Source organism: Buchnera aphidicola (Pseudoregma panicola) (genome assembly GCF_039376655.1).
GTDB classification, from domain to species: domain Bacteria; phylum Pseudomonadota; class Gammaproteobacteria; order Enterobacterales; family Enterobacteriaceae; genus Buchnera_G; species Buchnera_G aphidicola_C.
The window spans coordinates 336321-350086 of the sequence record NZ_CP135000.1 but is presented as its reverse complement, the minus strand read 5'-3'; the positions used below and the strand labels follow the sequence as shown (position 1 = coordinate 350086).

Annotated in this window: 7 protein-coding genes, 1 tRNA gene, 2 rRNA genes, 1 other RNA gene and 1 pseudogene; 5 read left to right on the top strand and 7 right to left on the bottom strand. The window is 23.9% G+C overall.

All coding sequences use genetic code 11. The features are described from left to right. Positions 1–56 precede the first annotated feature (56 nt). The 3 genes from RJT18_RS01635 (at position 57) to cysS (ending at position 4682) form a co-directional block, all read left to right on the top strand. A 23S ribosomal RNA gene (locus RJT18_RS01635) occupies positions 57–3027 on the top strand. Between the two features lie 88 nt (positions 3028–3115). Then, positions 3116–3230: ribosomal RNA gene (rrf, locus tag RJT18_RS01630) — 5S ribosomal RNA — on the top strand. Between the two features lie 33 nt (positions 3231–3263). Further along, complete coding sequence (gene cysS, locus RJT18_RS01625) at positions 3264–4682, top strand: cysteine--tRNA ligase (protein ID WP_343154704.1); 1419 nt, start codon at positions 3264–3266, stop codon at positions 4680–4682. 14 nt (positions 4683–4696) lie between these two features. On the opposite strand, the gene folD is transcribed toward cysS, so the two are convergent. Next, complete coding sequence (gene folD / locus RJT18_RS01620; RefSeq protein ID WP_343154703.1) at positions 4697–5554, bottom strand: bifunctional methylenetetrahydrofolate dehydrogenase/methenyltetrahydrofolate cyclohydrolase FolD; 858 nt, start codon at positions 5552–5554, stop codon at positions 4697–4699. Between the two features lie 123 nt (positions 5555–5677). Here folD and RJT18_RS01615 point away from each other — a divergent pair. Then, positions 5678–5751: transfer RNA gene (locus RJT18_RS01615), tRNA-Arg, on the top strand. 8 nt (positions 5752–5759) lie between these two features. On the opposite strand, the pseudogene RJT18_RS01610 reads toward RJT18_RS01615, so the two are convergent. From RJT18_RS01610 to dnaX, 4 genes and pseudogenes are all read right to left on the bottom strand, one after another. After that, positions 5760–6409 (bottom strand): annotated as a pseudogene (locus tag RJT18_RS01610) (adenylate kinase family protein). Positions 6410–6444: 35 nt separating this feature from the next. Continuing rightward, on the bottom strand, positions 6445–8301 hold the full coding sequence (gene htpG / locus RJT18_RS01605; protein WP_343154702.1) for a molecular chaperone HtpG: 1857 nt from the start codon (positions 8299–8301) through the stop codon (positions 6445–6447). Positions 8302–8410: 109 nt separating this feature from the next. Then, positions 8411–8740 carry a YbaB/EbfC family nucleoid-associated protein gene (locus RJT18_RS01600; RefSeq protein ID WP_343154701.1) on the bottom strand — a complete coding sequence of 110 codons (330 nt, stop codon included), beginning with the start codon at positions 8738–8740 and terminating at the stop codon, positions 8411–8413. A gap of 26 nt (positions 8741–8766) precedes the next feature. Then, on the bottom strand, positions 8767–9846 hold the full coding sequence (gene dnaX / locus RJT18_RS01595) for a DNA polymerase III subunit gamma/tau (RefSeq protein WP_343154700.1): 1080 nt from the start codon (positions 9844–9846) through the stop codon (positions 8767–8769). A gap of 122 nt (positions 9847–9968) precedes the next feature. Here dnaX and ffs point away from each other — a divergent pair. Further along, positions 9969–10067, top strand: an RNA gene (ffs, locus tag RJT18_RS01590) — signal recognition particle sRNA small type. A 14-nt stretch (positions 10068–10081) separates the two neighbouring features. Here ffs and RJT18_RS01585 read toward each other — a convergent pair. Together RJT18_RS01585 and RJT18_RS01580 are read right to left on the bottom strand one after the other, a co-directional pair. Then, the gene (locus tag RJT18_RS01585; RefSeq protein ID WP_343154699.1) at positions 10082–11836 is read right to left on the bottom strand and encodes an ABC transporter transmembrane domain-containing protein; all 1755 of its coding nucleotides are present in this window, start codon (positions 11834–11836) and stop codon (positions 10082–10084) included. Positions 11837–11844: 8 nt separating this feature from the next. Continuing rightward, positions 11845–13605 (bottom strand): ABC transporter transmembrane domain-containing protein, encoded by a 1761-nt coding sequence (locus RJT18_RS01580; RefSeq protein WP_343154698.1) that lies wholly within the window; start codon positions 13603–13605, stop codon positions 11845–11847. Positions 13606–13766: the final 161 nt, after the last annotated feature.

Here is a 13766-nt window from a genome sequence, read left to right as displayed (position 1 = left end):
AACAAAATTTTAATTATATTTTTATAAATATAAAATAAAACATTTGTGGGTTGTAAGGTTAAGCGTTTAAGCGTATATGGTGAATGCCTTGGCAGTCAGAGGCTATGAAGGACGTGCTAATCTGCGAAAAGTATCGGTAAGTTGATAAGAAACGTTTTAACCGATAATATCCGAATGGGGAAACCCGATGAATATAATCATCATTTTTAATTGAATATATAGATTAAAAAAGCGAACCAAGGGAACTGAAACATCTTATTACCTTGAGGAAAAGAAATCAATTGAGATTCCCTGAGTAGTGGCGAGCGAAATGGGAAAAGCCAGAGTAAATTATATTAATTAAAGTTAGTAAAACAATTTGGAAAAATTGGTAACAATTGGTGATAACCCAGTATACGAAAACTATAATTATTATATACTCAAAAAGTAGAACGAGACACGTGAAATCTTGTTTGAAGATAGGGGGACCATCCTCTAAGGCTAAATACTACTGACTGACCGATAGTGAACAAAGTACCGTAAGGGAAAGGCGAAAAGAACCCCGGTAAGGGGAGTGAAATAGATCCTGAAACCATATACGTACAAGCAGTAGGAGCTTTTTATAAATTTTTTTTTTAATAAAAAAGTGACTGCGTACCTTTTGTATAATGGGTCAGCGACTTGTATTCTGTAGCAAGGTTAACTTAAATAAGGGAGCCGCAGGGAAACCGAGTCTGAAACATGGCGATTTAGTTTCAGGATACAGACCCGAAACCCGGTGATCTAGCCATGGACAGGTTGAAGGTTAGGTAAAACTAACTGGAGGACCGAACCGACTAATGTTGAAAAATTAGCGGATGATCTGTGGTTAGGGGTGAAAGGCCAATCAAACCGGGAGATAGCTGGTTCTCCCCGAAAGCTATTTAGGTAGCGCCTCATGTAATTAATTTGCGGGGGTAGAGCACTGTTTCGGCTAGGGGTCATCTAGGCCTACCAAACCGATGCAAACTCCGAATACCGTATAATTTTATCATGGGAGACACACAGCGGGTGCTAACGTTCGTTGTGGAAAGGGAAACAACCCAGACCATCAGCTAAGGTCCCTAAGTTATAATTAAGTGGTAAACGATGTGAGAAGGCATAAACAGCTAGGATGTTGGCTTAGAAGCAGCCATCATTTAAAGAAAGCGTAACAGCTCACTAGTCAAGTCGTCTTGCGCGGAAGATTTAACGGGGCTAAATTATACACCGAAGCTATGGCAATAATTTAATATTTTTATGTAAAGAAAATTTTTATGTAAATATTTTTTTATTGGGTAGGGGAGCGTTCTGTAAGCTGTGGAAGATATGTTGTGAGACATGTTGGAGGTATCAGAAGTGCGAATGCTGACATAAGTAACGATAAAGCAAGTGAAAAACTTGCTCGCTGAAAGACTAAGGGTTCCTGTCCAACGTTAATCGGGGCAGGGTAAGGCGACACCTAAGGTGAGGCTGAAAAGCGTAATCGATGGATTACAGGTTAATATTCCTGTTCTTTATTTTACTGTGATGGGGTGACGGAGAAGGTTAGATCATCCAGGTGTTGGTTGTCCTGGTTTAATCGTGTAGGAGTTAATGATTAGGTAAATCCGATCATTTTTTAATCTGAGGCGTTATGACTAATTATGAAAATAGTGAAGTGATTTACACCATGCTTCCAAGAAAATCCTCTAAACTTTATGTAAAGTAAAATCGTACCACAAACCAACACAGGTAGTTGGGTAGAGAATACTAAAGCGCTTGAGAGAACTCGGGTGAAGGAACTAGGCAAAATGGTGCCGTAACTTCGGGAGAAGGCACGCTAGTATTATGTGAAAAAATTTACTTTTATAGCTGAAACTAGTCTAAGACACCAGCTAGCTGCAACTGTTTATTAAAAACACAGCACTGTGCAAACACGAAAGTGGAAGTATACGGTGTGACGCCTGCCCGGTGCCGGAAGGTTAATAAAAGGTGTTAAGATTTTTTTCTGAAGCTCTGGATTGAAGCCCCGGTAAACGGCGGCCGTAACTATAACGGTCCTAAGGTAGCGAAATTCCTTGTCGGGTAAGTTCCGACCTGCACGAATGGCGTAATGATGGCTAGACTGTCTCCACCCGAGACTCAGTGAAATTGAAATTGCTGTGAAGATGCAGTATACCCGCGGCAAGACGGAAAGACCCCGTGAACCTTTACTATAGCTTGACATTGAATGATGACTTTTGATGTGTAGAATAGGTGGAAGACTTTGAAAATTAATCGTCAGGTTAATTGGAGTCGAAAATTGAAATACCACCCTTTAGAATTTATTATTCTAACCTAATATCCGTTATCCGGTATAGAGACATTGTCTGGTGGGTAGTTTGACTGGGGCGGTCTCCTCCCAAAGAGTAACGGAGGAGCACAAAGATTGGCTAATTACGGTCGGAAATCGTAAGTTTAGTGTAAAGGCATAAGCCAGTTTAACTGCAAGCGTGATAATGCGAGCAGATGCGAAAGCAGGTCTTAGTGATCCGGTGGTTCTGTATGGAAAGGCCATCGCTCAACAAATAAAAGGTACTCCGGGGATAACAGGCTAATACCGCCCAAGAGTTCATATCGACGGCGGTGTTTGGCACCTCGATGTCGGCTCATCACATCCTGGGGCTGGAGCAGGTCCCAAGGGTATGGCTGTTCGCCATTTAAAGTGGTACGCGAGCTGGGTTTAGAACGTCGTGAGACAGTTCGGTCCCTATCTGTCGTGGGCGTAGGAAGATTGAAGGGATCTACTTCTAGTACGAGAGGACCGAAGTGGACGTATCACTGGTGTTCGGGTTGTCATGCCAATGGCATTGCCCGGTAGCTAAATACGGAAAAGATAAGTGCTGAAAGCATCTAAACACGAAACTTACCCTAAGATTAGTCTTCCCTAAACTAAATAATTTTAGTTTACTTAAAGGTTGTTGTAGACTACAACGTTGATAGGCTAGATGTGTAAGCATGGTGACATGTTAAGCTAACTAGTACTAATTACCTGAGAGGCTTAACCTTACAACACCAGAAATGTTTTATTAGTTTTGTTTTTTTCTGTTATTTTATAAAAAATTTTATGCATAATTTTTTTTGAACTATTTTATATCCTGGCGATATAGTGTTATGGTACCACCTGAATCCATATCGAACTCAGAAGTGAAACATTTCAACACCGATGGTAGTACAAGGTATCCTTGTGTGAGAGTAGGTAATTGCCAGGATATTAAAATTTTTTATTATTTTCAGAGATATAAATGTTAAAGATTTTTAATATTTTAAAGAACTTAAAAGAAAAATTTAAAACATTTTTTCCAAAAAAAGTTTTTATTTATGTTTGCGGAATTACTGTATATGATTTTTGTCATTTGGGTCATGGAAGAACATTTATTGTGTTTGATATGATAATAAGATATTTAAAACATATTGGATATGAAGTAAAATATGTTAGAAATATTACTGATATAGATGATAAAATAATTAAAAAATCATTGAAAAATAATGAAAAAATTTTTTCTTTAGTAAATAGAATTATAAAAAGTATGAAAAATGATTTTTTAAATTTAAATATTTTATTACCAGATTTTGAACCGAGAGTTACTGATAATATAAATATAATAATTAAATTTATAACAAAATTATTACATTTGAGGAATGCATATATATCTAATAATGGTGATATTATGTTTTCTATTTCAAGTTTTAAATCTTATGGAATATTATCAAAACAAATATTGTCTAATTTAATAAAAAAAAATAATAATATTGATTTTTTAAATAAAAGAACAAGTAAAGATTTTGTTTTATGGAAATTAGTTGATAAGAAAGATGAAAAAAATAAAAATAATATTTCATGGAACTCTCCTTGGGGGTATGGTAGACCTGGATGGCATATTGAATGTTCTGCATTAAGTTATAAATATTGTGGTAAAGTTTTTGATATACATGGAGGTGGATTAGATTTATTGTTTCCTCATCATGAAAATGAAAGATCTCAATCTTCTTGTTTTTTAAAAAATAAAAAATATGTAAAATATTGGATACATTCTGGATTATTAATTTATAAAAAATTTAAAATGTCTAAATCTTTAAAAAATTTTTATAGTTTAAAACAATCTATTTTGGATTATGATTCTGATACTATAAGACATTTTTTTTTATCTATTAGTTATAGAAAACCTTTGATTTATGATAAAAATAGTTTTAAAAAGTCTAGACTTTCTATGGAAAGATTATATTATTCTTTGTTAAATATGAAAATTAATAATTGTATAACAAAAGAATCAAAAATGTTTGAAAAAAAATTTATGTGTGCAATGAACGATGATTTTAATACTCCTAAAGCAATTTCTATATTATTTAGTATTTCTAAAAGAATAAATATAGAAAAAAAAAATAATATAATTAATTCAAATATTTTATCAACTAAATTGTTTTTTTTAGGTAGAATTTTAGGATTTTTTTATTTAAGTTTTGATGATTTTTTTAAAAAAAAAAAAAATAGAACTTTTAATAATATAATTTCTAAAGAAAAAATAGAAATTTTAATAAATACAAGAAATTTTTCTAGAAAAAATAAAAATTGGAGTAAATCTGATAATATTAGAAAAAAAATTAATTCAATAGGAATTTTTTTAGAAGATAGTAATTATAAAACTTTTTGGAAAATTAAATAAAAAATTTATTAGAACTAATTTTTGTAATATTTTTTATACATTATCAATGTATTTTCTAATAATGAAGTTACTGTCATAGGACCAACTCCACCTGGAACTGGTGTTATATAAGATATTTTTTTATATACTGACTTTAAATTTACATCTCCTATTATTTTACCATCTTTTGTTTTGTTAATTCCAACATCGAATATTATAGAGTTTTTTTTTATCCAAGATTTTTTTATAAAATTAGGTTTTCCTATAGCAACTATTAATAAATCTGCATTTTTAGTATAATTTATTAAATTTTTTGTATTTTTATTAGCTATAGTTATTGTACATCCAGATGCTAAAAGTTCCATACTTATTGGTTTTCCTACTATATTTGAAGCACCGATTATAAGAGCATTTAATCCAAAAATGTTTATTTTATATTTTTTTATTAATGTCATTATACCCTTTGGTGTGCATGGCGTAATTATAGAATTTTGTTGAAATAAATGTCCAGCATTATATGGATTAAGACCATCTACATCTTTTTTATGTGATATAGAACACATTATATTTCTATAATTTATATGATTAGGTAATGGAAGTTGGACTAATATTCCATCTATTTCTATACTTTTATTTAATTTTTTTATTAATTTTAATATTTCTATTTCTTTAATAGAATTTTTGAATTTCCAATATTTAAATACAAATCCTACTTTTTTACATGCTATTTTTTTTTTTTTTACATAAAGTTTTGAAGAAGAATTATTTCCTATTAATATAACTGCTATTCCAGGAGGTCTATTACCATTTTGAACTTTTTTCATTATTTTTTTTTTTATTTTTTTTTGTAAACATTTTGCTATTTTTTTTCCATCAATTATTTTACTTAACATTTTTACTCCATTTAAAAAAAAATTATATTATAATTTTTAAAAAGTGCTTGCAAATTTTATAAAAAAAATGCATTCTTATATTTTATATAATGAAATAATATATAATATATTTGTTTAAAAAATGCACTCTTAGCTCAGTTGGATAGAGCAACGGCCTTCTAAGCCGTGGGTCACAAGTTCGAATCTTGTAGAGTGCAAAAAATAATTAAATATATTTTTTTATTATTTTTAATATATTTTTACTTATTACTTTTTTTTCTAAGTTTCCATCTACTATATAATATATTTTATTGTTTAATATTTTTTTTATAAAATATTTTCTTATTTTTTTTATTTCTTTTTTATATTCTTTAAATCTTTTTTCTGCTATTTTTATTTTATCATCTTTTCTTTTTATTAATTTTTCTCCAGTAATATTATCTTTATTTTTAATTATTGGAGGGAAAAATATTTTATGATACGTTCTTCCTGATTTTTCATGCACTAATCTTCCTGATATTCTTTCTAATATTGTTTTTTTATTTGTTAAAATTTCTATTATGCAGTTTATTTTGATATTTTTATTAAATATACTTTTTAATTGTTTATATGTTCTTGGAAATCCGTCTAATATATATCCTTTTTTACAATCTTTTTTAGAAATTCTATTTTTTATTACTTTAATGGATATTTTATCGTCTACTAATTGTCCATTTTCAATTTTTTTTTTTATAATTTTTCCTAAATAATTTTTTTTTTTATATTTTTTCTAAATATTTCTCCTAAAGAAATTTTTTTTATATTATATTTTTTTGATATTACATTTGATTGAGTTCCTTTTCCACTTCCAGGAGCTCCTAATATAATTATTTTCATATTTATTTTTTCACATTTTTGTAAAATTAAGTTTATTACATAATATTTTTTGTTAACAAATAATTTATTCTTTTTACAAATTTATTAGGTTCTAAAAGAGATCCTTTTTCGTTTAAAAGAGATTGCTCAAATAACATTTTTACAAATTCTTTAAAATGTTTTTTATTTGAAATATTAGAAATTTTTTTTATTAATTTATGATTTGGATTTATTTCAAAAATATATTTAATTTCAGGTACTTTTTGTCCAGCCGCAGAAAATAATTTTGCCATTTGAGTACTAATTTCATTAGAATCTGTTGTCAGAGCTGCAGCTGTTTCTGAAAATTTATATGTTAAATTTACTTTTTTAACTTTATTTTTTAATATTTTTTCTATTTTTTTTATTAGATTGTTTATTTTTTCTGATGATTTTTCTTGATTTTTATTTTTTTTATTTACTATTTCATTTAATGTTTCATCAAATTTGTTTGCAGATTGAAATTTTATTCCTTTAAATTCTGTTAGATAGTTCATCATCCATTCATCTATTCTTTCATGAAGTATTAACACATCTATTTTTTTTTGTTTAAATATTTCTAGATGAGGACTATTTTTTGCTGATTTATAATTATCTGAAGTAATAAAATATATATTTTTTTGAGATTTTTTCATATTTCCAATATATTCATTTAAAGATAAATATTTATTTTCATTATTAGTTTTTATAGAAGAAAATAACAATAAATCACAAATTAGTTCTTTATTTTCTATATCTTCAGCTATTCCTTCTTTTATTATAGAGCCAAATTCTTGCCAAAAATTTATATATTTTTTTTTGTCAATATTTTTTATTAGTATTAATATTTTTTTAGTAATTATTTTTTTTATAATTTCTATGTTTTTGTTTTCTTGAAGTATTTCTCTAGATATGTTTAAAGATAAATCCTTAGAATCTATTATGCCTTTTACAAATCTTAAATAATGTGGTAAAAATTGTTCTACATTATCCATTATATATACTTTATTTATATATAATTTTAAACCATTTTTTTTTTCTCTATTCCATATATCCCATGGAGCTTTTGAAGGTATGTATAGTAAAATTATATATTCTATATTTCCTTCAACTTTATTATGAGTCCATATTAAAGGATCATGGTTATCATTTGTCATATATTTATAAAAATTAATATATTGTTCTTTTCTTATATTTTTTTTTTCTAATGTCCATATAGATTCTGCTAAATTTATTTTTTTCCATTTATATTTATTTTTTTTGTCATATTTTCTTATTTTTATAGGTATGTTTATATGATCTGAATATTTTTTTATAATGTTTTTTATTGTATAGTAATTTGTTAAATAACTTTCTGAATCTTTTAAAAATAATGTTACATCAGTTCCTACACTTTTTTTTTCTGATTTTTCTATTGAATATTTTCCATCACCATGTGATTTCCATATTATACCGAAATTATTTTTATCATATATTGATAATGTATTTACATGTACTTCTTTAGCTACTATAAAAGATGAATAAAAACCAACTCCAAATTTTCCTATAAAATTATTATTTTTATTTTTTTTTATAGATTTTATAAAAGATTTTGTTCCTGATTTTGCAATAGTTCCTAAATTTTTTATTATTTCATCTTTTTTCATTCCTATTCCATTGTCACTAATTTTTATTTGTTTATTTTTTTCATCTAGATATATTTTTATTTCATATTTTATATTAATATTTGAAAAATTTTCATTAGAAAGTAATAAAAATCTTGATTTTTCTATTGCATCAGATGAATTTGATATTAATTCTCTGATAAATATTTCTTTATTAGAATATAATGAATGTATCATTAAATTTAATAGTTGTTTTGATTCTGATTTAAATGAATATTTTTCTACTTTCATTTTTTTTCCTAGTTTAAATTTTATTAAACATTTTTAAAATATGTTTTATTAAATAATTTTATTTTTAATATTTTAAACTTTGTATAACTTTTTTTTAAATATTTTAATACTAAAAAGGAAAATTAAATCCATTAGGTAATTGTGAATTATTAGAAATATTGGACATTTTTTTCTTTTGCGCTTCAGATATTCTTCTTGATGCATCATTAAAAGCTGCTGTAGCTAAATCTTCCAATATTTCTTTATCATCTTCTAACAAAGTTGGATCAATTTCTACTTTCCTACAATTATGTATACCGTTTATTGTTACTTTTACTAAACCAGCTCCTGCTTCTCCAGTAACTTCTATTTTAGCCATTTCTTCTTGCATTTTAGACATTTTTTCTTGCATTTGTTGAGCTTGTTTCATTAAATTTCCTAATTTTTCGTTTGTAAACATTTTTCACCTTATTTTTATTAGTTTTTTTATAAAATTTTTAATAATGCCATTTCTACACATATTCTAGGATTTATAGAAAATTTAATTTCTTTTTTTCCTTTTATTATAGTTTTATAATATTTATATATTTTTGAAAATTTTATATTTTTTAATATTTTAAAAATTTCATCTTTATGATTTTTCATATACGTTTTTTTTTCTATAGAAAATCCAATTTTTTTTAAAACGGCGAGATGATGTAATAGTTTTAATATATTGTCTAGTATTATTTTCCATTGAAAATTAGATGCATTAATTTTGTTTAATATTTCAAAAACTTTATTTTTTTTTTTTGTTATTAAATATTTTGTTAATAAAAATATTTTTTTTTGATCTATTTTCCCTAAAATATTTATTATATTTTTTTCTGTAATTATATTTTTATTTAATAATATAGCTTGTTCTATAATATTTAAAGAACTTCTTATATTTCCTTTATATTCTTCATATATTATTTCTATTGCATTTTTTTCTATATTTATATTTTCTTTTTTTAATAAGTTAACTAAATATTTTTCTACTTGTTTTTTACTAATTTGTTTTAAATTAAAACATATGCATCTAGAAATTATTGTTTCTGGTATTTTTTTTATATTTGTTGTAGCTAATATAAATTTTATATGTTTATATGGTTCTTCTAAAATTTTTAATAAAGCATTAAAGCTATGTTTAGATAGCATATGTACTTCATCAATTATATAAATTTTAAATCTTCCTTTTATAGGAAGATATCTAGAATTTTCTAATATTTCTTTTATTTCTTCTACTTTAGTTTTAGATGCTGCATCAATTTCTATAAGATCTATAAAATTTCCATTTAATATTTCTATACAATTGTTACATTTTAAACAAGGAAGATATTTTATTCCAATTTTGCAACTTAAACTTTTTGATAATAGTCTTGATATAGTTGTTTTTCCTATCCCGCTTTTACCAGAAAATATCCATGATTGATGTATTTTTTTAAATTTAAAGCTATTATATATTGATTTTATTATATATTTTTGACCTACTACTTCTTTAAAACATTTTGGTCTATATTTTATAGCTAATATTTTATAACTCATAATTTTATAATTATATATTATTTTTATAAAAATTGTAATATTAAAATTTTTTCATCTTATATTTTTTGTTTAATATATTGTTGTTTTATATTAAATTTTATATTATAATAAAAAATATCTTCTGTTAGCCCTTATGTTCTGATAATTTAAACATTTGGTCAGATTTGGAAAAAAGCAGCCAATTTAAATTAAATCAGGTACTTAAGTTAAAGTTGACAGAAGATATATTTTTTTACTAAAATATTTTTTTGTTATGAAGTTGTAGTGTATACATTCTCCAATAAAACTTTTTGTTTTTCATCAATTTTTTATGATTTCCTTTTTCTATTATTTTACCTTTATTAAAAACAAATATTTTATCTGCTTGTATTATAGTAGAAAGTCTATGAGCTATTATTATTAAAGTTATATCTTTTTTTATTTTAAACAATATTTTTTGAATTTTTTTTTCAGTGTTAGAGTCTATATTTGCTGTAGATTCATCTAATATTAAAATTTTTGGTTTTTTTACTAATATTCTTGCTAGAGATATTAATTGTTTTTGGCCTTGTGAAATGTTGTTTCCTTTTTCGTTAATTTTCATATGAATTCCTTTTCTATTTTTTTTTACTAGATCATATAGTTCAACATTTTTTATAATTTTTATTATTTTTTTTTTAGAAACCTTTCTTTTCAATGAAATATTATTAAATAATGTATCTGTAAAAATAAATGGATCTTGTTGTACTATTCCTATGTCTTTTGTGATTACTTTTCTACTTATTTCTTCTATTTTTTTATTATCTATGTATATATTTCCTTTATTTATTTTATAATTTCCTATTATTAAATTAGCTAAAGTACTTTTACCACTTCCAGTATGTCCTACAAAAGCAACAAATTTTTTTTTTTTTATTTTTATGTTTATATTTTTTAATATTTTTTTTTCTTTATTTGAATAATAGAAACTTAAATTTTTTATATATATTTTACCATGTTTTATGGGATTATTATTAAGTCCATATTCTTGTTTTTGAGAATCTATTAATTTAAATATTCTTTCTCCTGAAACTATAGATTGTTGTAACGTAGATTGTTGATTTATTATAGATAGCATAGGTTCATTTAATCTATTTAAATAATTTATAAAAACATATAAAGTACTTACTTGAAACGATTCTTTTGGAAAAAAGTTAAACAATAATATTAATCCACATAGTATTATATTAGTACAAAAACTAAACAATGGTCTTAATAAAAATCCATCTAATTTTAATATTTTCATTCTATATAAATAATGTAATTTACTTATTTTTTTTATTTTTTTATAGAACATTCTTTCTTTATTAAATTGTTGTATTATTTGCATTCCATTTATTGTTTCATTAAATACATTATTTATTTCAGCAATGTAAGATCTTAATTTTCTTATTATTGGAGTGCTATATTTTTGATATATTACCATTATGGTAGTAATTACTGGAAACATTATTATTGATATGCAAGCCATTTTCCATTCTAATAAAAACATTGTTATTAATATAATTGTTATTAATATTGCATTTCTTATAGTTGAAGGAATAACTCTTTCATATAGCTCTTTTATAGTTTCAGTATCATTTGTAACTTTAGATACTATTTGTCCTATAGGTTTTTTGTCAAATATTTTTATTGGTTGATATAATGCTGATTTCATTACATTAAATCTAATTTTTTTTACTATTTTTGTAGATATTTTACTAAATATTATTATTTCAAAATAATTACATAATGCAGATATAATTTGTAAAATTATAAAACTAGAAATTATTAATATAAATGTTTTAGTTTCTATTGAATTTATTTCTATAATATTTTTTATAAAATAACTTATTAATATAGGACATATTACTTCACAAATTGATGAAGATAGTAATAATATTAATACATATAATATTTTTTTTTTATATAAAGTTCCATATTTCAATAATCTTATTAAAATAGGTGAAAAATTAAGTTTTATTTTATCCATATATAAATTTAATCTCTTTCGTTTGTTTCTTTTTTAAATTTTTTTTTCAATTGTTGATATTTAAACATTTTATAATACCATTTTTTATCTTTTATTAATTCATAATGATTTCCAATTTGATCTATTTTACCGTTTTTTAAGACTATTATTTTGTCAGCATTAATCAAAGTAGATAATTTATGTGATACTAATATTATTGTTTTATTTTTTTCTTTATTTTTGCTTAAATTTTTTAATATTTTATTTTCAGTTTTTTCATCTACTGCAGATAAAGAATCATCTAAAATTATTATTTTGGAATTAGTTAGTAATGCTCTAGCTATAGATAATCTTTGTTTTTGACCTCCAGATAGCATTATTCCTTTTTCTCCTATTTTAGTTTCATATTTTTTTGGAAAATCTAATATGTCTTTGTGTATATATGATAATTTTGCAACTTTTTTTATTTCTTTTTTAGAAGCATTTAAATTTCCAATTAGAATATTATTTTTTATAGTATCTGAAAATAAAAAATTATTTTGATTTACTACTGACAAATTAGATTTCCATTCTTCTTTTTTAATATTTTTTATACATACATTATTATAAAGTACTTTTCCTTTTATTAAATTTAGATTATTTTGTATTATATTTAATAAAGTAGTTTTTCCTGATCCTATAGGTCCACATATTCCTATAACATTTCCTAATTTTATTTTAAAATAAATATTTTTTAGAATTATATTTTTAGAATTTTTATAAGAAAATTTATATATTTTTATTTTCAAATTTTTGTAATATTTAGGCAGGTTTAAAAAAGATTTTTTTTTTTCTTTTTTTATATTTATTATTTTTTGTATTCTAAGTAGTGACACTTTTCCTCTTTCTGCTATATTGAACATCCAAGCTAAAGCTAACATAGGCCACATCATTAATCCTAAATACATAATAAAACTAGTTAGCTCTCCAAGAGTGATTTTGTTTTCTATTACTAATATTCCTCCTAATATTATTGCTAACAAATTAGAAATAGAAATAGAAATATGTATTATAGGATCAAATAGCGCATCTACTTTAGAAACTTCTATATTTTTTTTTCCAACATTTTTTATTACTTTTTTAAATTTTTTTAATTTAATTTTTTCTAATCCATATGATCTTATCATTCTTATGCTAGTTAAACTTTCTTGTGTATTATTGTTTAAAAGTGAAAATGCATTTTGAGATTTTTTAAATTTTTTATGTAATTTTTCTCCATATTTTTTTACTATATAAGCCATTATTGGCATTGGCAGCAATGATATTATAGTTAAATAAAAATTTATTTGAAATATCATTACTAATAATACTAATGATCCTATTACTATAGAATCTACTAATGTTAATACTCCTTCACCTGCAGCAGATACTACTCTATCTACATCGTTAGTAGATTTAGCCATTAAATCTCCAGTTTTATTTTTTAAATAAAAATCAGAGTTTTGTATACTTAAAAATTTGTATATTTTACTTCTAAGATTTATAGCTAATTTATAAGACGCTCCAAACAACAATACTCTCCACATATATCTTAATATGTATACTATAGTAGATATAATAAATATTGAAATTACTATATAAAAAATTTTATCACTCGAATGTTTTTTTTTTACAATAGTATCTATTAATGTTCCCATTAATTTTGGTGGTATTAGTTGTAATAAAGATATTGTAATAAGAAGAATTATAGCGCTAATATATTTTTTCCATTCTTTTAAAAAATACCAATTTAGTTTATAAAATAGTTGCACAAAATATCCTGTTTTTAAAATTTGTTTTCATATTAATTTTATTTTTATAGTAATTATATTATATTTTTAATTAAATTTTTAATTTTATAAAAATTAATAATTACAAAAAATTATTAATTACAAATGATATAATTATAATTATTATAATTACTTTTGCTAAA

What these genes read in the sequence shown, in the direction of transcription:
- cysS (WP_343154704.1), top strand. Translation starts at nt 3,264, where the DNA reads ATGTTAAAGATTTTTAATATTTTAAAGAACTTAAAAGAAAAATTTAAA.
- folD (WP_343154703.1), bottom strand. Translation starts at nt 5,554, where the DNA reads ATGTTAAGTAAAATAATTGATGGAAAAAAAATAGCAAAATGTTTACAA.
- htpG (WP_343154702.1), bottom strand. Translation starts at nt 8,301, where the DNA reads ATGAAAGTAGAAAAATATTCATTTAAATCAGAATCAAAACAACTATTA.
- RJT18_RS01600 (WP_343154701.1), bottom strand. Translation starts at nt 8,740, where the DNA reads ATGTTTACAAACGAAAAATTAGGAAATTTAATGAAACAAGCTCAACAA.
- dnaX (WP_343154700.1), bottom strand. Translation starts at nt 9,846, where the DNA reads ATGAGTTATAAAATATTAGCTATAAAATATAGACCAAAATGTTTTAAA.
- RJT18_RS01585 (WP_343154699.1), bottom strand. Translation starts at nt 11,836, where the DNA reads ATGGATAAAATAAAACTTAATTTTTCACCTATTTTAATAAGATTATTG.